Source organism: Rhodopseudomonas infernalis, from assembly GCF_022271405.1.
In the GTDB taxonomy this organism is placed as follows: Bacteria; Pseudomonadota; Alphaproteobacteria; order Rhizobiales; family Xanthobacteraceae; genus Rhodopseudomonas; species Rhodopseudomonas infernalis.
This window is the reverse complement of the sequence record NZ_JAJNAL010000005.1, coordinates 150,118-172,301: the sequence shown is the minus strand read 5'-3', so window position 1 is coordinate 172,301 and position 22,184 is coordinate 150,118. Positions and strand designations below refer to the sequence as shown.

Here is a 22,184-nt window from a genome sequence, read left to right as displayed (position 1 = left end):
CCCCCCCCCCCCCCTCCCCGCCCCCCCCCCCCCCCCCCCCCCCAACGCAAAACGGCGCCCGCTAGGGGCGCCGCTGATTGCGTTGTGAGGCTGTCGCCGGTCAGTGCGCGGTGAGGCCGCCGGGGGCTTCGTCGCCGTCCTGGTTCTCCTTGCCGGAAAGCTTGGACGGGGGCTCCTCTTCCCAGACGATCGGCACCGGCGCACGCACCAGCGCATTGGCGATCACCTCGTCCATCCGGGCGACCGGGATGATGTTCAAACCACCCTTGATCGCGTCCGAGATCTCGGTGAGGTCCTTGGCGTTGTCCTCGGGGATCAGCACCGTCTTGATGCCGCCGCGGGCCGCCGCCAACAACTTCTCCTTCAGGCCGCCGATCGGCAACACCCTGCCGCGCAGCGTGATCTCGCCGGTCATGGCGATATCGCGCCGGATCGGAATCCCGGTCAGCACCGACACGATGGTGGTGGCCATCGCGACGCCGGCCGACGGACCATCCTTCGGGGTCGCCCCCTCCGGCACGTGGACGTGGATGTCGCGCCGCTCGAAGAACGGCGGCTCGATCCCGAAGGTGATCGCCCGGGAGCGGACGTAGGACGCCGCCGCCTGGATTGATTCCTTCATGACGTCGCGCAAGTTTCCGGTCACCGTCATGCGACCCTTGCCCGGCATCATCACGCTTTCGATCGTCAGCAGCTCGCCGCCGACGTCGGTCCACGCCAGACCGGTGACGACACCGACCTGATCGTCCTTCTCGATCTCGCCGTAGCGGAACTTCGGCACGCCGAGATATTCCTCGATCGCCTTCTCGTTGACCTTCACCGTCTTCTTCTTCGACAGCATCAGGTCCTTGACAGCCTTACGGGCGAGCGTGGAAATCTCGCGCTCGAGATTACGCACGCCGGCTTCGCGGGTGTAGCGGCGGATCATCAGCAGCAACGCTGCGTCGTCGATCGACCACTCCTTCGCATCCAGCCCGTGCTTGGTCAGCGCGAGCGGGATCAGATGCTTGCGCGCGATCTCGACCTTCTCGTTCTCGGTGTAGCCCGCGATCCGGATGATCTCCATACGATCCATCAGCGGCCCCGGGATGTTCAGGGTGTTCGCCGTGGTGATGAACATCACGTTGGACAGATCGTAGTCCACCTCGAGATAGTGGTCGCTGAAGGTCGCGTTCTGTTCGGGGTCGAGCACCTCGAGCAGAGCCGAGGACGGATCGCCGCGGAAGTCGGCGCCCATCTTGTCGATCTCGTCCAGCAGGAACAGCGGGTTCGAGGTCTTGGCCTTTCTCATCGACTGGATGATCTTGCCGGGCATCGAACCGATATAGGTCCTGCGATGACCGCGGATCTCGGCCTCGTCACGCACGCCGCCGAGCGACACGCGCACGAACTCGCGTCCGGTCGCCTTGGCGATCGACTTGCCGAGCGAGGTCTTGCCGACGCCGGGCGGGCCGACGAGGCACAGGATCGGCCCCGACAGCTTGTTGGCGCGCGACTGCACGGCGAGATACTCGACGATGCGCTCCTTGACCTTCTCCAGCCCGTAGTGATCGTTGTCGAGCACGGCCTGCGCCGCCTCGAGGTCCTTCTTCACCTTGGACTTCTTGTTCCACGGGATCGACAGCAGCCAATCGAGATAGTTGCGCACCACCGTCGCTTCGGCGGACATCGGCGACATCTGGCGCAGCTTCTTCAGCTCGTGCTGCGCCTTGTCACGCGCTTCCTTGGTCAGCTTGGTCTTGGCGATCTTCTCTTCGAGTTCGGCGAGTTCGTCCCGGCCCTCGTCGTCGCCGAGTTCCTTCTGAATCGCCTTCATCTGCTCGTTGAGATAGTACTCGCGCTGGGTCTTCTCCATCTGGCGCTTGACGCGCGAGCGGATGCGCTTCTCGACCTGCAGCACCGAGATCTCGCTCTCCATCAGGCCGAGCACCTTTTCCAGGCGCGCGGTGACCGACAGCGTCTCCAGGATGCCCTGGCGATCGGCGATCTTGACGGCGAGATGCGACGCGACGGTGTCGCCCAGCTTGGCGAAGTCGGTGATCGACTGCACCACGCCGACGACTTCGGCCGAGATCTTCTTGTTGAGCTTCACGTAGCTCTCGAAGTCGGACACGACCGAGCGCGCCAACGCTTCCGCCTCGACGCTGGTGGCGTCGGTGTCGGCGAGCGACGTCGCGGTGGCTTCGTAGTACTCGGTGCGATCGGTGTAGTTGTCGACCTTTGCGCGCGCGAGGCCCTCGACCAGCACCTTCACGGTGCCGTCGGGCAGCTTCAGCAACTGCAGCACGCTGGCCAGCGTCCCGATCTCGTAGATCGAGCCCGGCGCCGGATCATCATCGGACGCATTCTTCTGCGTCGCCAGCATGATCAGCGCGTCGTTCTTCATCACCTCTTCGAGCGCGCGGATCGACTTCTCGCGGCCGACGAACAGCGGCACGATCATATGCGGGAAGACGACGATGTCGCGCAGCGGAAGAACCGGATAGGAGTGGCTTTCGCCGAAAACGATGGTTGGCCTTGGTTTCGTGGCGGTCATGGCCCGTTCCTTTTCTTTGTGCCCCCTTGCCCGTGACCCGCCACCGGCGCGGTCACCACAAGGTGCCGAGTGTACCGGCGCGTTTCGGCCGGCTTAGGCCCCACTCGTCCGGATTTGAAGGCGAATCCTGATAACGCGTGTCATCGCCGTGAACATTAGGTGGCTATCACCCCGGGGGGTGTCAAGTCGCGGAGAGAGCGCCGTTTTGTCAGGCTTACGCGCAGGTTACGCGCGGCCTCACCTCGGACGAAAACGGGCTGCCGAGAGGTCCCGGCAGCCCGATTGTCTTGGCCGTGTCGCGCGGAAAATTCCGTGCGCAGGCCGGCCATTATGCGCTGGCGCTGCTCTCGGCCGCGCGATCGGCGCGGTCGGCGTAGATGTAGAGCGGCCGTGCCGTACCATCGACGACTTCGCGGGAGATCACGACCTCCTCGACGCCTTCGAGACCCGGCAGATCGAACATCGTCTCGAGCAGAATGCTCTCGAGGATCGACCGCAGGCCGCGGGCGCCGGTCTTGCGCTCGATCGCCTTGCGGGCCACCGCGCCCAGCGCCTCGTCGGCGAAGGTGAGCTCGATGTTCTCCATCTCGAACAGGCGCTGATACTGCTTCACCAGCGCGTTCTTCGGGTCGGTCAGGATCTTCTTCAGCGAGGCCTCGTCCAGATCCTCGAGCGTCGCCACGACGGGCAGACGACCGACGAATTCCGGGATCAGGCCGTACTTCAACAGATCCTCGGGCTCGACGTGACGGAAGATCTCACCGGTGCGGCGGTCTTCCGGCGCGAGCACCTGCGCGGCGAAGCCGATCGAGGTGGTCCGGCCGCGCGACGAGATGATCTTCTCAAGGCCCGCGAAGGCGCCACCGCAGATGAACAGGATGTTCGTGGTGTCGACCTGCAGAAATTCCTGCTGCGGATGCTTGCGGCCGCCCTGCGGCGGCACCGAAGCGACCGTGCCTTCCATGATCTTCAGCAGCGCCTGCTGGACGCCCTCGCCCGACACATCGCGGGTGATCGAGGGATTGTCCGACTTGCGGCTGATCTTGTCGATTTCGTCGATGTACACGATGCCGCGCTGCGCCCGCTCGACATTGTAGTCGGCAGCCTGCAGCAGCTTCAGGATGATGTTCTCGACGTCCTCGCCGACATAGCCGGCTTCGGTCAGCGTCGTCGCATCCGCCATCGTGAACGGCACGTCGAGAATCCGCGCCAGCGTTTGCGCCAGCAGCGTCTTGCCCGAGCCGGTCGGACCGATCAGCAGGATGTTCGACTTCGCCAGTTCGACGTCGTTGTGCTTGGTCTGGTGGTTCAGCCGCTTGTAGTGATTGTGGACCGCGACCGAGAGCACCTTCTTCGCATGATTCTGACCGATGACGTAGTCATCGAGAACCTTGCAGATTTCCTTCGGGGTCGGAATGCCGTCGCGCGACTTCACCAGCGAGGATTTGTTCTCTTCGCGGATGATGTCCATGCACAGTTCCACGCACTCATCACAGATGAATACCGTGGGGCCGGCGATCAGCTTGCGGACCTCGTGCTGGCTCTTTCCGCAGAACGAGCAGTACAGGGTGTTCTTGGAGTCGCTCGTACCGACCTTACTCATTTCGTTCTCCGTCCGCGGTTCGGTCTTCTCTGGCAGCTGCGTCTCCCGGTTGGACCCGACAGACCCAGTGTAAATGGAGCAAATTCCGTACCAGAAAAGCCCCCGCACCTTTGTGGCCGCACCAATCGCGGCCGCTTCGAATCCCCCAAACACTTTCGTCGATCAGGTTCAGCCAACCATGCTGTCACCCGTCTATCAAGATTTCACTAACCGCGCCCCGAGCCGGGACCCGTGACAATAGCGTGATTTGCTGCGGTTAAGCGACCCTGCATCGGCGAAAACAGGGCAGAGTTGCGGGATTGACACGAGCATAGGCACGAAAGCGGAACATCCGTACCCTGCCCCTGAGGCTTTCACCAGGTTCAACCCCGCGCAGCCCTGCTTAGGTCGCTTTCGCGACCGCAGCGGCTTCCTCGGCGCGCTTGTCGATCACCTTGTCGACAATGCCGAAGTCGCGAGCCATCTCGGCGGTGAGGAATTTGTCGCGCTCCAGCGCGTCCTCGATCGCCTTGTAGGTCTGGCCGGTGTGGTGGACGTAGATCTCGTTCAGCCGCTTCTTCAGGTTCAGGATCTCCTGGGCATGCAGCATAATGTCGGTGGCCTGGCCCTGGAACCCGCCGGAGGGCTGGTGGACCATGATCCGGGCGTTCGGCAGCGAGAACCGCATATCCTTGTGGCCGGCGGCCAGCAGCAGCGAGCCCATCGAAGCAGCCTGGCCGGTGCATAGCGTCGATACCGGCGGGCGGATGAACTGCATGGTGTCGTAGATCGCCAGGCCCGACGTCACCACGCCGCCCGGCGAGTTGATGTACATCGAGATTTCCTTCTTCGGGTTCTCGGCTTCGAGGAACAGCAGCTGGGCGACCACCAGCGTCGACATGCCGTCCTCGACCGGTCCGGTCAGGAAGATGATCCGCTCTTTCAGGAGGCGCGAGAAGATGTCGTAGGCTCGTTCGCCGCGGTTGGTCTGCTCGACCACCATCGGCACGAGGTTCATGTAGGTTTCGACCGGATCGCGCATAGATTCACCTGAGGGTTGTCGAAGACGATGGCGCGAGGGGTGCAAGACCGGTCTGGCGACCGGCTCCGCCGCGGCGATCGTCCCGTGATGCAGGACGTGAAATCGATTGCTCAGATATGGGCCGATTGCCCGGCCACAAGGGTGAGCCCCGTTTCTGAGCCGAGTTGATACCGATTCGGTGGCTCACCGCAAAACCAGCGGCCGGCTTTCCAGCCGAGCCGGGCGGCTTTCGAGCGGCATCGTTAACAGTGCCTATGACGCAGAACGGCCGCCGCGACGGATGCCGCGGCGGCCGTTTGGAATAGCTACAGATCGGCTCAGGCTGCGGTCTTGTCGTCGTCGTCCTTGTAGAGCTCCTCGCGGGAGACCGGCTTGTCGGTCACGTTGGCGAGCTCGAGGATGTAATCGACCACCTTGTCTTCGTAGATCGGGGCGCGAAGCTGGGCCAGCGCCTCGGGATTGCTGCGGTAGAAGTCCCAGACTTCCTTCTCGCGGCCGGGCATCTGCCGAGCGCGCTCGATCACCGCACGGCTGACCTCGTCGTCGGTAACCTGAATCTTGTTCTTCTCGCCGATCTCGGACAGCACCAGTCCGAGCCGGACGCGGCGGTCCGCGATCTTGCGGTATTCCTCGCGCGCCGCCTCTTCGGTGGTGTTCTCGTCGGCGAAGGTCTTGCCGTTCTGCTGCATCTCGGCGTTGATCGACTGCCACATCACGGCGAATTCCTGCTCCACCAGCGACGGCGGCGCATCGAACTTATGGGTCTCGTCGAGGCGGTCGAGCAGCTGGCGCTTGACGCGCAGCCGCGAGGCGCCGGCGTATTCGGCGGCGAGCCGGGCCTTGGCGGCCTCCTTCAGCTTGTCGAGCGATTCCATGCCGAGCGTCTTGGCGAACTCGTCGTCGATCGTGGTCTCCTGCGGAGCCTCGACCTTGGTGGCGGTGGTCTCGAATTCGGCCGGCTTGCCGGCCAGCGTGTCGCTGGCATAGTTCTCCGGGAACGACACCTTGATGGTCCGGGTCTCGCCCTGGGCGATACCGACCAGTTGGTCCTCGAAGCCCGGAATGAAGCTGGCCGAGCCGATCACCACCGGAATGTCCGAGCCGGTGCCGCCGTCGAAGGCGACGCCGTCGATCTTGCCGACGAACGACACGGTGACGCGATCGCCATTCTCGGCCTTGGCGCCCTCGCCCTTGTCGCTGTAGGCGCGGTTGCTGTCGGCGATCCGCTTGATTGCTTCATCGACGTCGGACTCGCCGACCTCGACCACCGGCTTCTCGACCGCGAAGCTCTTGAAATCGGCCAGTTCGATGGTCGGCACGACCTCAATGGCGACGGTGTAATTGAGGTCCGACTTGCCTTCGAGGATCTGCTCGATTTCCTTCTGATCCTGCGGCATCGTGATCTTCGGCTCGGTGGCGAGGCGGAAGCCGCGCTCGGCGAAGATGCCGTCATTGGTCTCGCGGACCAGCTTGTCGATGGTCTCCGCGGCGACCGAACGGCCATAGACGCGCTTGAGATGGGCCACCGGCACCTTGCCGGGGCGGAAGCCGTTGAGTTTGACCTTGTCTTTCAGATCGACCAGCCGCGCATCGATCTGCGCGTCGATATCCGCAGCCGGGACACTGACTTGGAATTCGCGCTTCAACCCGTCGGCGATGGTTTCCTTGACCTGCATGGCGTCGATCTTCTTCTTCCGTGTGATCCAGCCGCTCGGCTGGAGGTGTCGAGTATGGCGATGCGCGGCGGAAGCCTGCACCTGTGGTTTGGCGAACGCGTGCCCTGAAGGACCCGGCCCGCCGGAAATTCGTCATGAGCAAAGCACTTGCGTGGTGCGGGCGGAGGGACTCGAACCCCCACGACTTTCGTCACTGGAACCTAAATCCAGCGCGTCTACCAGTTCCGCCACGCCCGCGAGAGCATCATGTCCGACCGCGATGCCGCGGGCGGCGGGCTTATAACATGACAAATAGGTCGCGCATCAAGAAAAACCCGCAGTTGCATCGCACCGCGTCGGGCTGCCGCAGTGGACAGCGCCACCCGAACGTGGTCCGCATCGCATGATGACGCACCCACGCGCTGCGGTCACGCGCCGCACTCTGCTCGCCGGCCTCGGCGGCCTCACTTTCTCCGGCACCCTGCCCCTGCCATCGAACGCGGCCGGCAAGTCGCTGACGCTGCGCGCGGCGGCCGAGCCGGTCGTACTCAAGGCAGGCACCGAGCCCGTGTCGCGGCCGGCGCTGCTGTGGACAGATAAGGCTCCTCTCCAACGCGGCGATGAGCTCACGGTTCGCTTCGAGAACACCCTGCAACAGCCTGTATTGCTGACGTTTCGCGGCCTCGACGGTGCCGCAGCAGCGGAGCCGCTGGTGGCGCGCCGACCGGTGCCCCCCGGCGGCAAGGACGAGTTCAAAGTATCATTGCGCTCCGCCGGCACGCTGCTGGCCGACCTCCGGCTCGGCGCCGACGGCAGCGCGCCGATGCCGGTGCTGCCGTTAGTGGTCCAGGACGACAAACCGCTGCAGGTCGACGGCGACGAGGTGGTGCTGATCGAAGACGCCAGGCTCAGCCCGACCGGCCAACCGCTCGCTGCCGGCGTCGATGCCGGTGACGCGCCGTGGCTCTACACCATCAACGGCAAGCCGAGCGCCGACATTACGCTGCGTCCGAACGGCCGCTTCAGGCTGCGCTTCATCAATGGCTGCCAGCGCGGTGTGATCGCTGTGCGAATCGACAGTTACGACGTCCGGGTGATCGGCCTCGACGGTCAGCCGGCCGAGCCATTTCTGGCACGCGGCGGCACACTGGTGCTGACGCCCGGTGGCCGGGTCGATGTGCTGATCGATGCCACGCAGCCACCCGGCTCTTCCGCCGCGCTCACCTTGCTCGATGGCGGAAAGCCGACGCCGCTCGGCCGGCTGGTAACCTCATCCGAGCCGCCGCTGCGCGCCACACCGCTGCCGCCGCCATCGCCGCTGCCCGTCTACGGCCTGCCGGCGCAGCTACCGCTCGGCTCGGCGCTGCGCGTCGAACTGCCGCTCGGCGCGCTCGCGCCGGCCCAGTTCGACTGGTTCGCGCCCGATAAATTCGTCCCCGCCTCCGGCCCTGCATTTCAAGCCAAGCGCGGTCGCACCGTGGTGCTGACGCTGACCAACCGCGCGACCCAGCCGATGGTCTTCCATCTTCACGGACATCACTTCCGGCTGCTCGACCGGCTCGACGATGGCTGGAAGCCATTCTGGCTCGACACGCTGGCAATCGACGCCGGCCAAACCCACCGCATCGCCTTCGCGGCCGAGTATCCCGGCCTCTGGCTGATGGAAGCGTTTGCCGCCAAATGGTCTGCGCCGCGGCTGGTGAGGAGCTATCTCGTCAGTTGAAGGTCAGGTTTTAAACCCTCAACGCAGCAACGATTTCGGTCAAGCACATGTCTCTCAGCTCGTCATGGCCGGGCCCGTCCCGGCCATCCACGTCTTTCTTGCATTGCCGTCAGCAAGGCGTGGATGCCCGGCACAAGGCCGGGCATGACGCGTGGAGAGCTAAGCGCCTGAACTTTTTGGTCGATGCCCGTGGCCAATGCTGCGGATGCGGACCCGCTCAATACTCCACCCCAAGTTCGTCATAGACCCGCCGGGTCACCGCCGGCAGCGTCTCGGTGAGATCCTCGGCGATCAGGCCTGGTCCGGCCTCGCACGCCGCCTCGCCATGCATCCACACGCCGATGCAGGCGGCTTCGAAAGCCGGCACTCGCTGCGCCAGCAGGCCGGTGATGATGCCGGTCAGCACGTCGCCGGCGCCGGCGGTCGCAAGCCACGGCGGTGCATTGAAGGCGATTGCGGCCCGGCCATCCGGCGACGCGACCACCGTATCGGCTCCCTTGAGCAACACCACGGCCCCCGACCGCTGAGCGGCTACGCGGACTCGTTCGAGTTTCGATCGAAGTGGATTTTTGTTGCTCATGTCGCTGAACAGGCGTGGAAATTCGCCCTCGTGCGGGGTCAGGACCACCTGTGGATTGGACCCGGATTTGATCGCCTCGAACAGCGTCTCCGGGCTACCCGCAAACGCGGTGAGCGCGTCGGCATCGAGCACGGTGCCAGCGCCAGCGGCGAGCGAAGCCAGCACGTTTCCACGGGTTCGCTCGTCGACGCCCGCCCCCGGCCCGATTCCGACCGCGTTGAAGCGGCGATCGGTCAACATCCCGGCCAGCTCCTCAGGCGTGTCGATCGCCCGCAGCATCACGGCCGTGAGCGCAGCGGCATTGACCGCCAGCGCGTCCCGTGGCGACGCCAGCGTCACAAGCCCGGCCCCGGCGCGCAGCGCGCCGCGCGCCGCCAGCCGCGCCGCACCGGTCTGGGAAAGCTCGCCGGAAATCACCACGGCGTGGCCGCGGCCGTATTTGTGCCCATCGGCGCGCGGCACCGGGAAGTGCGCGAGCCAAAGATCCGAATCGTTCTCGAACGCCTGCGGCCGGATCTCGTCCAGCACCGCCGGATCGATCCCGATATCGACCACCCTTACCTTGCCGCAATACAGCCGGCCCGGCACCAGGAGGTGCCCCGGCTTGCGGCGGAAGAAAGTGACGGTCTCGCGCGCCTTGATGGCGGCGCCGAGTACAGCGCCGGTGGCGCCGTTGATGCCGCTCGGCAGATCGACCGCCAGCACCGGCACGCCGCTGGCGTTGACCGCATCGATCATCTCCAGCGCCTGATCCTTGACCGGCCGGTTGAGGCCGGCGCCGAACAGCGCATCGATGATCAGCGCCGGGGCGCCGATCGACTGCGGCAGGAACGGCAGCAGCGGCCCCTTCCACTCCCGCGCCGCCAGCGCGGCGTCACCCTTCAATGCGTCGCGATCACCAAGCAGCATGACGTGCACGGTGCGGCCGAGTGCCACAAGCTCGGTCGCGGCGATCAGACCGTCGCCGCCATTGTTGCCTGGACCCGCGATCACCAGAATCGGGCCACTCTCGGCCATCTCGATCGCCGCCTGAGCAACATGCCGACCGGCGTGCAGCATCAACGCAAAGCCAGACGACCCGCCGGATATGGTCAGCAGGTCCGCACGGTTCATTTCAACGGGAGTCAGTAACTCCATGCCCAATTCCCGATACTCTCGCCTTACACGAAGGCAGTCGAAGCTCATTACAAGGCAATAACAGCCCCTGATCTGCCAATAAATTAGGCTGACCGCCTTCATATTGATCAGACAGGGCTCATCCGCGCCTCGAAAGTCTACGCGGACGCGGGCTTAGTAATTTGATAATGCTCCATAATCAGCCATCCCGGCAACTTGGCATGGACCCTGCTTTTACGGAAGCCATGTTTCGATCCCTCGCGCTCGCCGATCCTGGCGGGGTCAGCGCGCGACCGTCTCCGGCTTCGGGCTCCACCCCGACCGCGAACGGAGCTGCTTGCCCGATCGGCCCGCGGTGTTATCGATCCACTGCGCAGCGCCGCGCAATCTGGCATACAGTAGCCGTCTCAAGACGTGCGGTCTCAAGACGTTTAGTCTCCAGACATGCAGTCTCGAGACTTGGGAAGTCCGGGGAGAGTCTAAGTGAAGAAGATCGAAGCCATCATCAAGCCGTTCAAGCTCGACGAGGTCAAGGAAGCGCTTCAGGAAGTCGGTCTACAGGGTATCACCGTCACCGAGGCCAAGGGCTTCGGCCGGCAGAAGGGCCATGCGGAACTCTATCGCGGCGCCGAATACATCGTCGATTTTCTGCCCAAGGTGAAGATCGAGATCGTGATCGCCGATGACCTGGTCGAAAAAGCCATCGACGCGATCCGCCGCGCCGCCCAGACTGGCCGCATCGGCGACGGCAAGATTTTCGTGTCCAACATCGAAGAAGCTGTTCGCATCCGAACGGGCGAATCCGGACTGGACGCCATCTAAGCACCCGGCCTATCACCTGCATCGACCGCATCACCTGGCGGCCCCGTCCGGGCCGCCGTTTCACGACGACCCGTAGCACAAGGGGTACTCATGACGACCGCCAAAGAAGTCCTGAAATCCATCAAGGACAACGACGTGAAATACGTCGACCTGCGTTTCACCGATCCGCGCGGCAAGTGGCAGCACGTCACGTTCGACGTCTCGATGATCGACGAGGAGATCTTCTCCGAAGGCACCATGTTCGACGGTTCCTCGATCGCCGGCTGGAAGGCGATCAACGAGTCGGACATGACGCTGATGCCCGATCCGGCCACGGCCACGATCGATCCGTTCTTCGCAGAGACCACCATGGTCATCACCTGCGACATTCTCGAGCCGTCGACCGGCGAGCCCTACAACCGTGACCCGCGCGGCATCGCCAAGAAGGCCGAGGCCCAGGTCAAGGCGATGGGCGTGGGTGACACCGTGTTCGTCGGCCCCGAAGCCGAGTTCTTCGTGTTCGACGACGTCCGCTATTCGGCGAACCCGTACAACACCGGCTTCAAGCTCGACTCCTCGGAACTGCCGACCAACTCCGACACCGAGTATGAAGGCGGCAACCTCGGCCACCGCATCCGCACCAAGGCCGGCTACTTCCCGGTTCCGCCGCAGGACTCGGTGCAGGACATGCGCTCGGAGATGCTCGGCGCGATGGCCCGCATGGGCGTCAAGGTCGAGAAGCACCACCATGAAGTCGCTTCGGCCCAGCATGAGCTCGGCATGAAGTTCGACACCCTGACCCACATGGCCGACCAGATGCAGATCTACAAGTACTGCATCCATCAGGTCGCCCACATCTACGGCAAGACCGCCACCTTCATGCCAAAGCCGGTGTTCGGCGACAACGGCTCGGGCATGCATGTGCATCAGTCGATCTGGAAGGACGGCAAGCCGACCTTCGCCGGCAACAAGTACGCCGACCTGTCGGAAACCTGCCTGCACTACATCGGCGGCATCATCACCCACGCCAAGGCGATCAACGCCTTCACCAACCCGTCGACCAACTCCTACAAGCGTCTGGTCCCGGGCTATGAAGCGCCGGTGCTGCTGGCCTACTCGGCCCGCAACCGCTCGGCCTCCTGCCGCATCCCCTACACCACCTCGCCGAAGGCCAAGCGCGTCGAAGTCCGCTTCCCGGACCCGATGGCCAACCCCTACCTCGCCTTCGCAGCGATGCTGATGGCCGGCCTCGACGGCATCAAGAACAAGATCGATCCGGGTCCGGCGATGGACAAGGACCTCTACGACCTGCCGAAGGAAGAGCTGAAGCAGATCCCGACCGTGTGCGGCTCGCTGCGCGAAGCGCTTGAGAGCCTCGACAAGGACCGCGCCTTCCTCAAGGCCGGCGGCGTGTTCGACGACGACTTCATCGACAGCTTCATCGAGCTGAAGATGACCGAGGTCGCACGCTTCGAAATGACCCCGCACCCGGTCGAATTCGAGATGTACTACTCGTACTGAGCGTCGCGCCGGCTGCAAGGCTGGCCCACGCCAACACAACGAAGGCGTCCCTCACGGGGCGCCTTTTTTGTTGGCTGGACGAGGACTTCACGCGTCAAGCCCCTCATCCAGCTTCCGCCAGATCCGCTGCCTGCAACGCCGCAATCGCACGCGGCCCCGTCACGAGGCTTCAACCCGGATCAATCCCAACTCAACGGATTATTCATACGAATGAATTAGCAGGGATGTTCAGGTTCAGGAGGACACGATGAAATCCAACGTCCAAGCAGTTCGAGTCCAGGATGCGCCACCCCTCGCAGGCCACGGCCATAGCCCCCGCGCAGGCACCGGTGCCGGCACCCGCGCCAAGATGATCCAAGCCGCGATCGAGGTGTTCGGATCGATCGGTTTCGACGGCGCCACCACTCGCCAATTGGCAGAGCGAGCCGGCGTGAACCAGGCTGCGATCCCCTATCATTTCGGTGGCAAACGGGAACTCTACCTCGCCGCAGCGCAGACAATCGCCGATTCCATGCGATGCCGGATCGAGCCGCTGATCGATGAACTCCGCACGCCCAGCGCCGATCCGGTCGGCCACATCGGCGCGGTAGTGATGCGCTTCTTTGAGTTGATCGCCGGCAACGATCAGCCGGAAGCCTGGACTGCGTTCTTCGCGCGCTGCGAGCGCGACACCGATGATGCCTTCCGCATCCTCCATGATCAATCGGTCGCGCGGTTTCAGGCCGCATTGATCACGCAAGTCGCCGCCGCGACCGGGCGTTCGCCCAATGATGAAGATCTGAAGATCCGGGTCGCAATCGTGCTCGGCGCGATCTCCAATTTCCGCACGCTGCGCGACGGCATGCTGAGGTCACTCGGCTGGGACACATTCGATGCCGGGCGTAAGCGGACCATGGAGACCATTGTCCGGCGGTTGGTGCTGGCCGAACTGCTGGGCATCCGATCCGGCGCCACCTCCGCGCCCCGCTCTGCCAACGACATCCAAACCATCACGTTCGGTCCCGCGACAACGCGCAGAGAAGATTGCCTTGAGCCGATGGGTTGAGATGATGGGGTCGTGAGCCGCTGACAGGATGATGACGTCGCGAGCCGCAACAGCGTTAGTTGCACGGCATCGCACTTCAACAGCCGTCAAACTCCGGGAAAGCGGAGGGGCCAGCTTCCCAGAGCATTCGCGGTCTTCGAGGCGCTCTGGGATACTGGGGCGCCCGGCCCAGCCCTGCGATGGCTCGTGCGTCACTGATCGCGCCTCAACTCGGTTGATGGACGCGACGCGGCGGGTCCTACAACGTCTCGTCGTCGTCTTCGACGCCGCGTTCGGACGGGCCGGAGATAATCTCGTTACGCAGGCGTTCGAAGCGGCGGCGGGCGCGACGGTCGCGGCCACCGATGAAGGCGATTGCCTCGGCGCGCGAGAACGGACCCGACGTGATCGGCTGCGAGCTGGTGCCGATGGTCTCGTCGACGTAGTAACCGTCCTGGCTGCGCCGAGCGCTCCATTTGAATCGTAATGCGTCGAGCGGACCGGGACCGTAGCGCGTCAGCGCATCGAGGTCTTCAGAGCCATCGTCGCGCAACGCAATCGGCGCGTCCGGCTCGGGCGTGGCGCTGAAGGTGATCTCGACAATCTCCGTAGTGGCGATCTGCACGGTGGCGACGTTGCCGGTGGCGAGCGGCGGCAGCATCTCGCCATGCTGCACGGCCACCTCCGGCGCAGCGTCATCCGACTCCGCTTCGCTCGACTCCGCTTCTTCGCCGGACATATCGTCCTGATCGAAATCGGCTTCCGCAGCCGGGTCGAGCTCGACCGCCGCGGTCACCTCGCGATCGGTGTCGTTGCTCTCGTGGGGCGCCGGCCCGTCCGCCGAGTCCGCCGGAGCGTTTCCACCTGAGCGCTTGGCCTCAGGCTTCGCCGGCGTCTCGAAGATGCTCGCAATCATTGCGAGCGCCTGATCAGTCGGATCGTTGCCAGTCACGTCGATAGTCCCCCTACGGTCGGCGAGTACGAAAAGGCGGCCAAGCCGGCTCGTCAACGCCGACATTGGTCTTTTGTTGCCGCTCTGGCCGATGAAAAATGATCTGCACGGAACGAATCGTCCGCAGCGTTAACGCCCCGCATCGGCAAACGGCGCGTGCTCAGGCCGAAGCACTCGCATTGCAGGCCCAGTCACAGCCGCTTACACACACAGTGGTGGGCGGCGAGGCTTCCACGGCCGCTCCTGCTCGAGCTGGGCCGCGAGCCGCAGCAGCGTCGCCTCATCGCCGAACCGGCCCGCGAACATCATGCCGAGCGGCAGTCCGCCGGCCGTCCACGCCAGCGGCACCGACATCGCCGGCTGGCCCGACATGTTGAACAGGCTGGTGCCGGGGATGTAGCGGCGCAGCAGCGGACTGATGCCGGAGAGATCGCGCGCCATGGTGTCGAGTTCGCCGATCTTCAGCGGCGGCAGACACAGCGTCGGTGACAGGAAGACATCGACGTCGGCGAAGAACTCCGCCAGCGCACGTGAGATCTGATAGGCTTGCAGCTGCGCCGCGCAGTAATCGACACCGCTGGCGCGGCTCGCATTGGCGGCGCTCGCCAGCGTCAGCACTTCGAAGTCGCGATCGGTCATCTTGCGGCCGAGCGCCTGCTCGGCGAGCCGCACGCTCAGCCCGGTGTTGCAGGCGACGATCGCGGCGATCACTTCGGCCGGATCGGCCGGCAGTTTTGGCGCGCGCTGCTCGACATGATGGCCGAGGCCTTCAAGCAGTTTCGCGGTGTCGCGCACCGCCGCCGCGATCTCCGGATCGATCGCGTCGCCATAGGTCGACGCATCGGTGAAGGCGATCCGCAGCCGCCCAGGATCGCGGCCGACCTCCTGCGCAAAAGGCCGCTCCGGCGCCGGCGCCACGTAGGGACTGGTCGGCTCCGGCCCGTGCAGCGCGTCGAGCATCACGGCGCTGTCGCGCACGCTGATACTTACCACGTGGCCGCAGGCGAAGCCGCCCCAGCCTTCACCGCGATCAGGCCCCAGAGGATTGCGCGCCCGCGTCGGCTTCAGCCCGAACACGCCGCAGGCCGAGGCCGGAATCCGGATCGAACCGCCGCCATCGCTGGCATGCGCCACCGGCAGAATCCGCGCCGCCACCGCAGCGGCTGCGCCGCCCGAGGAGCCGCCGGAGGAGTGATCGAGATTCCACGGATTGCGGGTCGGCCCGTGCAGCCGCGACTCCGTAGTCGGCATCAGGCCGAATTCCGGGCTGGCGCTCTTGCCGAAGATGGTCAGCCCGGCGGCGAGAAAGCGCGCCGCCAGCGTGCCGGTGTGCGGCGCGACGAAATCCTTGTACACGCTGGCGCCGAACGTGGTGCGCGTGCCGGCGAGCAGGTCGAGGTCCTTGAGCAGAAACGGCACGCCGGTGAACGGCCCGTCCGGCAGCCCCTTGTCGATCTGCTGCCGCGCATGGTCGTCGTGACGCACGACGACAGCGTTGAGTTTCGGATCGAGCTCATCGGTCCGCGCGATCGCCTCGTCCAGCAGCTCACTCGCGCTGACCTGCTTGCTACGCACCAACTCGGCGAGGCCGACGCCGTCGTAGTCGGAGTAATCGTTGATCGCCATGCGGTGTCCTCACTGCTGGAAACAGATGGTGGGATAGCGTGCCCCTGACGCTGCGCAATGCGCCGCAAAGCGGCGTAGTGCGCTGCGCCCCGTGCCTTGTCCGGGAACACGGGAGAGGTTACGACAGCACGTCCTGATTGACGACGTTCGCGGCGATCGGGGCGCCGTCGAGGGCGCTCAGCATGTTGCGGGCGGTTTGCTCGCCCATGCGGTCGAGCGCCTCGCGGGTGACGCCGGCGACGTGCGGCGCGATGATGACGTTGGGCAGGTCGAACAGCTTGTGGCCGAGCGGCGGCGGCTCGACCTCGAACACGTCGAGACCGGCGCCGGCGAGCCGGCCGGCGACCAGCGCGTCATACAGCGCCTGCTCGACCACGATGCCGCCGCGCGCGGTGTTGATCAGATACGCGGTCGGCTTCATGCGCGACAGCCGATCGGCATTGATCAGCCCCGCAGTCTCCGCCGTCTTCGGGCAATGCAGGCTGACGAAATCGGCTCGCGGCAGAGCGGCGTCGAGATCGCTCACCGCCTCGCAGCCGGCCGCTTCGATCGCGGCGGCGGGTACGTAGGGATCATAGACCAGCACGGTCATTTCCATCGCCAGGCAGCGCTTGGCGGTGCGGGTGCCGATGCGGCCGAAGCCGACGATCAGCACGGTCTTGCCGAACAGGTCGAACGGCAGCAGGCCGAGCCGTGTCGCCCAGGCGCCGGTCTTCACCAGCGCATGCAACTCGGCGCCGCGCTTGGCGAGCGTCAGCATCATGAATAGCGCCTGCTCGGCGACCGACGGCGAATTCGCGGTGCCCGCGGTCATCAGCGGCACCTTGCGCCCGCTCAGCGCCGGCACGTCGATGGCGTCGTAACCGACGCCGATGCGCGCCACCACCTGCATCTCCTGCGCGGCATCGAGCTCGCGCTCGCCGAACCGCGTCGGCCCCAGCGCCACGCCATGCACCGGCGCCTGCGCCCGCAGCAGCGCCTCGAAATCCGCCGCCGAAATCATGTTGGGGAATTCGACCATATCGATGTCGCCGCGTTCGGCAAACAGCGCCCTTCCCCGTTGCGACAGCGATTCCGTGATCAGAAGTTTCTTCTTGTTGGTCGACATTCCGGTCCCTGGAAATTCCGCCGCGCGCAATCGCCAGCATCGGCTTCACGCGGCGCGAGTTCTGGCCGGCCCTCAGATCACGAGGCCGCTGCCCTCGTCTATCAGGTGCATATTGTTGAGGTCCATCGCCAAACGCAACATCGCGCCGTCGCGCGCGCCGGCGTTCGGGCTGACGCGGCCGCACACTTCGCTGCCGTTGAGGTTGAAGTAGACCAACGTCTCCATGCCCATCGGCTCGGTGATGTCGAGCAACGCATCGAACGCCGCCACGCCCGGCGGAAGTTCGGCACGGGCGTCGGTGATGTGCTCGGGCCGGATGCCGAGTTGCAGCTTCTTGTCCTGCGCGAGGCCGCGATAATGCGCGGCCCGCTGCGCCGGCACCGGCATCGCCAGCGTATCCGACAGCCGGATCTGCAGCCGGCCGGCATCATCCTCGAGCGTGCACGGAATGAAGTTCATCGCCGGCGAGCCGATGAAGCCGGCAACGAAGCGGGTCGCCGGGCGGTGATACAGCTCGGTCGGCGTGCCGACCTGCTCGATGCGGCCCTTGTTCATCACCACCACACGGTCCGCCAGCGTCATCGCCTCGACCTGGTCGTGGGTGACGTAGACCGTGGTGGTGCGCACCTTCTGGTGCACGCGCTTGATCTCGAACCGCATCTGCACGCGCAGCTGCGCGTCGAGATTGGACAGCGGCTCATCGAATAGGAACACTTTGGGATTGCGGACGATCGCCCGGCCCATCGCGACGCGCTGGCGCTGGCCGCCGGACAGTTGCTTCGGCTTGCGGTTGATCAGGTCGGTGATATCCAGCATCCGCGCCGCCTCGTCGACGCGCTTCTTGATCTCGGCCTTGGGATATTTCTTCAGCCGCAGCCCGAACGACATGTTCTCCGCCACGGTCATGTGCGGATACAGCGCGTAGTTCTGGAACACCATGGCGATGTCGCGGTCCTTCGGCGGCACGTCGTTGACGACGTCGCCGCCGATCACGATGTCGCCGTCGGAGATGTCCTCGAGCCCTGCAATCATCCGCAGCGTCGTCGACTTGCCGCAGCCCGACGGGCCGACGAACACCACGAACTCCTTGTCGGGAATATCGAGATCGATGCCGCGGACGGCCTCGACATCGTCGTAACGCTTCACCACCTTGCGCAGATTGACTTCGGCCATCGTGTCACCCTTTCGTTGCGCCGGCGGTGAGCCCCGCGATGTAATAGTCCATCAGGAACGCGTAGATGATCAGCGGCGGGGCCGCGCCGAGCAGCGCGCCGGTCATGATCTGCCCCCAGTTGAACACGTCGCCCTTGATCAGCGTGGTGATGATGCCGACCGGCAGTACCAGTTGGTCGGTCGAGGTGGTGAACACCAGCGGATACAGGAACTGCGCCCACGACACCGTGAAGGCGAAGATCGTCGCCGCGATGATGCCGGGCAGCGCCACCGGGATGAAGATCCGCGTCAGCGTCTGGAACCACGACGCGCCGTCGATCAGCGCCGCCTCGTCGAGCTCCTTCGGAATCGAGGCGAAATAGCCGATCATGATCCAGGTGCAGAACGGCACCGTCAGGGTCGGATAGATGATCAACAGCACGTACCAGCGGTTGATCAGCGGAATGCCGGTCCAGTCGCCGAAGCTCGCGAACATCTTGAACAGCGGGATGAACAGCAAGGTGTCTGGCACCAGATAAGTCAGGAACACGCCGGTGGCGAGCGTCGCCGAGCCCCAGAACCGCATCCGCGCCAGCGCGAACGCCGCCGGCACGCTGATCAGCATGGTGATGATGACGACGAAGATCGACACCATCGCCGAGTTGAAGAAGAACCCCAGGAACTGGTTCGAGGTCAGGAGCCCGATATAGTTGTCCAGCGTCGGGTGAAACACCCACCACGGATTGGTCGCCGCCGAGATCTCCTGGCTGCTCTTGAGCGAGGTGATCAGCATGTAGAGCGGCGGCACCAGCGAGAAGACGGCGAAGATCGTCAGGAAGACGTACGACCATTTAAGCGCCCAGGCGCGGTCCCGGCTCATGCTGCCGTAGCCGGGATTGCGCCGCGGCGCGGCCTTGTCGATCGCGAGCGTGGTCATCAGGCTTCGTTCCCGCGCTTGTGGACGTCCCGGAGGATGAAGATCGCCGCCACGCCGAGGATCGGCAGCATGAACAGCGACACCGCGGCGCCGAGCGGAATGTCGCTGCCCTCGATGCCGATCCGGAACGCCCAGGTGGCGAAGATGTGGGTGTGGTCGAGCGGCCCGCCGGCGGTGAGGATGCGGACGATGTCGAAATTGGCGAAGGTGACGATCAGCGAGAACAGCGTGGTGATGGCGATGATGTTACGCATCATCGGCAGCGTCACGTACCACAGCTTCTGCCACCAATTGGCGCCGTCGATCGACGCGGCCTCGTAGAGCTGGTCCGGCACCGACTTCAGCGCAGCCAGATACATGATCATGAAGAACGGCGCGCCGTACCAGATGTTGACCAGGATGACCGAGAACCGCGCCCACATCGCATCGCCGGTCCACGGGATCGGGCCGAGCCCGAACAGCCCGAGCGTGTAGTTGAACGCGCTGTAGGACGGATCGAACAGCCACAGCCAGGCCAGCGTCGACATCGCCGGCGGGATCACCCACGGCACCAGCAACATGCCGCGCCATTTGCGCTGGCCCTTGGCCGGCACATTGTGGACGAAATGCGCCACGATGAAACCGAGCAGCGCCTTGAAGACGACCGCGGTGATGGCGAAGATACAGCTCTGCTGCACCACCAGCCAGAACGTGTCGCGCTTGAACAAAAACTGGAAATTGCCGAGCCCGACGAAGCGCTGCATCGACTTGTTCAGCGTGGCGAGATGCACCGCGTAGAACGCCGGATACACCACCAGCACCCCGATCAGTACGATGAGCGGCAGCGTCATCAGAAACGCAATGGTGGACTTGCGCTTCATCATCGTCCGCAACCCGCCGCGCTTGCGAGCCGAGGACGACGCAGCGACGCGGCCGGGCTGGTAGGGAATGTCGACCATTGATAACTCCTGGTCCTGCGTCGCCCGCGGCGAACGACAACCGCCCTCTCCCCGTCATTGCGAGGAGCGAAGCGACGAAGCAATCCAGCTCAGTGCACCGGGCTGGATTGCTTCGCTCCGCTCGCAATGACGAACTCGACGGTCAGTGCGAGTTCGGCGCGACGCCGCCCTCAGCTCCGCATAAACCCTTCGCACTCGCCTTCGGCCCAGGCGAGCGTGTCGTTCAGGCTGGCGCCTTGGGCGTATTTCAGGCACATCTTGGTCAGGGTGCCCTGCGCGTAGATCTGCTGCGCGATCTTCGGCGGCGCCGGCGACGCGGCGATCGACAGCGTCTGGTGGTTGTTCGGGTTGGGGTAGTGATACAGCGTGCCCTTCGGCGGCCCGGCGTCGGCCCAGACCTTGAAGGTCGTCAGCTTCTCGAACGCCGGCAGATCATAGCCGCCCGACGCATTGACCATCTTCTCCACTGAGTCCGGCTGCGACAGGAACACCAGCAGGCTCTTGGCCGCCTCCTTGTTCTTGGAGAACGCCCAGATGTTCCAGAAATACGGCAGGAACGGCGCGTAGCGGCCCTTTGGTCCCTTCGGGAAAACATGCGTCCAGAGCTGCTCGGCGATCTGCGGCGCGTCGCGCTTGGCGACCGCCCACGAGCTCGGCGGATTCATGATCATCGCGCCGCGCCCCGACACCAGCCATTTGTTGTTGGAGGCATCGTCCCAGGCGCCGACGTCGGGCGGCAGGAACGCGATCAGCTTCTTGTAGAATTCGAGCGCCTGCTTGACCTCGTCGGTCTTCACCTTGATGTCGCCCTTGGCGTCGACGAGCTGCGCGCCGAACGCGAGGAAGAACGCGCCCGCGGTATCGACGCTGTCGGTGGTCTCGCCGAGCCCGATGCCGAACGGTGCCCCGCCCTTGTGGCAGGCTTCGGCGGCCTTGAGGAACACGTCGGTGGTCCAGTCGTCGGCCTTGGCGGCCTCGCCCGGCGGATAGAATGCCTGCACGTCGATATTGGCGTGCTTCTTCAACAGGTCGATGCGCGAGCACGGGCCCTTGATCTGGCTGCCGACGCAGGACGGCACGCCGAGCCATTTGCCGCCGGCCTGGCCGAGATACTTCACGGTGCCGTTGACCTCGCCGTTCTGCTTGATCAGCGGCTCCATGATGTCGTTGACCGGCTCGAGCAAATCGGCATTGGCGTGCGGCCACCAGGTCGGCATCGCCAGAATGTCGTGGCCCGACTTCGCCTGCGCCTCAGCCGCAATGGTCAGGATGTTCTTGTTGCCCTGGCTCGGAATGTAGTCGATCGAGACCTCGACCTTTTCCTTGGCGGCCCACTCCTTGACGAGGTCTTCGGACGCCTTGTTGGCGCCGGGCACCCAGTGATCCCAGAACCCCATCGTCAATTTGCCGGCGGCGTAGGCGCCACGGACATAAGGCGCGGTGATCAGGACGGCAGAGGTGGCGGCTGTGGTGGCGATGAATTGGCGGCGGGTCAGCGTGCGGCGACGCGTCCCTGCGGGACGCTTGGCATCGAACGACATGGCGTTCCTCCCTGGATGGCCAATGCGATGATGGGTCTTTGCAGCGTTGTCGTTTTTGGTGGCGCGGCTCTTCGGCCGCTGGACGCCACGGGCGCTTTGCGCTTCGATTGCGATGATCTGATCAGAATTAGTTGCGGCTGTCGAGAATTCTCATGGCAACCGCCATCGGTTCAACGATTAGTTGCCATTTCGCAAAGCAGCATCGAAATCCGAGACTGAACAACCTCACGACACCGCGAGATTGCTCGCAACCGCACATGCTGCGGTGCCACCAACCGGAGCATCGCAATGCCGCATCGGCGGCGGCAGAAACTCGCCAGCCGACAACGAACGCTAGTATTTCGACGTCG

At 64.6% G+C, this 22,184-nt stretch carries 16 protein-coding genes and 1 tRNA gene; 4 read left to right on the top strand and 13 right to left on the bottom strand.

The window, feature by feature from the left end; genetic code table 11:
* Positions 1–100 precede the first annotated feature (100 nt).
* The 5 genes from lon to LPW26_RS05900 form a co-directional block, all read right to left on the bottom strand.
* Positions 101–2,536: an endopeptidase La gene (lon, locus tag LPW26_RS05920; RefSeq protein ID WP_238733353.1), complete on the bottom strand. Its 2,436-nt coding sequence runs from the start codon at positions 2,534–2,536 to the stop codon at positions 101–103.
* Positions 2,537–2,864: 328 nt separating this feature from the next.
* Complete coding sequence (clpX, locus tag LPW26_RS05915; protein WP_238733352.1) at positions 2,865–4,139, bottom strand: ATP-dependent Clp protease ATP-binding subunit ClpX; 1,275 nt, start codon at positions 4,137–4,139, stop codon at positions 2,865–2,867.
* 382 nt (positions 4,140–4,521) lie between these two features.
* A complete protein-coding gene (locus LPW26_RS05910; protein WP_238733351.1) occupies positions 4,522–5,160 on the bottom strand; it encodes an ATP-dependent Clp protease proteolytic subunit in 639 nt (212 codons plus the stop codon).
* A 317-nt stretch (positions 5,161–5,477) separates the two neighbouring features.
* Positions 5,478–6,836 (bottom strand): trigger factor, encoded by a 1,359-nt coding sequence (gene tig / locus LPW26_RS05905; protein WP_238733350.1) that lies wholly within the window; start codon positions 6,834–6,836, stop codon positions 5,478–5,480.
* A 152-nt stretch (positions 6,837–6,988) separates the two neighbouring features.
* Positions 6,989–7,073: transfer RNA gene (locus LPW26_RS05900), tRNA-Leu, on the bottom strand.
* 148 nt (positions 7,074–7,221) lie between these two features.
* On the opposite strand from LPW26_RS05900, the gene LPW26_RS05895 reads away from it, so the two are divergent.
* A complete protein-coding gene (locus LPW26_RS05895; RefSeq protein WP_238733349.1) occupies positions 7,222–8,538 on the top strand; it encodes a multicopper oxidase family protein in 1,317 nt (438 codons plus the stop codon).
* Between the two features lie 217 nt (positions 8,539–8,755).
* Here LPW26_RS05895 and LPW26_RS05890 read toward each other — a convergent pair whose 3' ends face one another.
* A complete protein-coding gene (locus tag LPW26_RS05890; protein ID WP_238733348.1) occupies positions 8,756–10,255 on the bottom strand; it encodes an NAD(P)H-hydrate dehydratase in 1,500 nt (499 codons plus the stop codon).
* A gap of 462 nt (positions 10,256–10,717) precedes the next feature.
* On the opposite strand from LPW26_RS05890, the gene LPW26_RS05885 reads away from it, so the two are divergent.
* From LPW26_RS05885 to LPW26_RS05875, 3 genes are all read left to right on the top strand, one after another.
* Positions 10,718–11,056: a P-II family nitrogen regulator gene (locus tag LPW26_RS05885; RefSeq protein ID WP_022723564.1), complete on the top strand. Its 339-nt coding sequence runs from the start codon at positions 10,718–10,720 to the stop codon at positions 11,054–11,056.
* Between the two features lie 90 nt (positions 11,057–11,146).
* Positions 11,147–12,556, top strand: coding sequence for a type I glutamate--ammonia ligase (gene glnA / locus LPW26_RS05880; RefSeq protein WP_238733347.1), 1,410 nt, complete (start codon positions 11,147–11,149; stop codon positions 12,554–12,556).
* 247 nt (positions 12,557–12,803) lie between these two features.
* Positions 12,804–13,601, top strand: a complete 798-nt coding sequence (locus LPW26_RS05875) for a CerR family C-terminal domain-containing protein (protein ID WP_238733346.1) — start codon at positions 12,804–12,806, stop codon at positions 13,599–13,601.
* 238 nt (positions 13,602–13,839) lie between these two features.
* Here LPW26_RS05875 and LPW26_RS05870 read toward each other — a convergent pair whose 3' ends face one another.
* From LPW26_RS05870 to LPW26_RS05840, 7 genes are all read right to left on the bottom strand, one after another.
* Positions 13,840–14,496, bottom strand: coding sequence for a hypothetical protein (locus LPW26_RS05870; protein ID WP_238733345.1), 657 nt, complete (start codon positions 14,494–14,496; stop codon positions 13,840–13,842).
* A gap of 237 nt (positions 14,497–14,733) precedes the next feature.
* Complete coding sequence (locus LPW26_RS05865; RefSeq protein ID WP_238733344.1) at positions 14,734–16,158, bottom strand: amidase; 1,425 nt, start codon at positions 16,156–16,158, stop codon at positions 14,734–14,736.
* A 118-nt stretch (positions 16,159–16,276) separates the two neighbouring features.
* Positions 16,277–17,266: a hydroxyacid dehydrogenase gene (locus LPW26_RS05860; RefSeq protein WP_238733343.1), complete on the bottom strand. Its 990-nt coding sequence runs from the start codon at positions 17,264–17,266 to the stop codon at positions 16,277–16,279.
* 72 nt (positions 17,267–17,338) lie between these two features.
* A complete protein-coding gene (locus LPW26_RS05855; protein WP_238733342.1) occupies positions 17,339–18,439 on the bottom strand; it encodes an ABC transporter ATP-binding protein in 1,101 nt (366 codons plus the stop codon).
* Positions 18,440–18,443: 4 nt separating this feature from the next.
* On the bottom strand, positions 18,444–19,355 hold the full coding sequence (locus LPW26_RS05850; RefSeq protein ID WP_238733341.1) for a carbohydrate ABC transporter permease: 912 nt from the start codon (positions 19,353–19,355) through the stop codon (positions 18,444–18,446).
* A complete protein-coding gene (locus tag LPW26_RS05845) occupies positions 19,355–20,293 on the bottom strand; it encodes a carbohydrate ABC transporter permease (RefSeq protein WP_238733340.1) in 939 nt (312 codons plus the stop codon). Before LPW26_RS05845 ends, LPW26_RS05850 begins: the two co-directional genes overlap by 1 nt.
* A gap of 170 nt (positions 20,294–20,463) precedes the next feature.
* Positions 20,464–21,834, bottom strand: a complete 1,371-nt coding sequence (locus LPW26_RS05840) for an ABC transporter substrate-binding protein (protein WP_238733339.1) — start codon at positions 21,832–21,834, stop codon at positions 20,464–20,466.
* Positions 21,835–22,184: the final 350 nt, after the last annotated feature.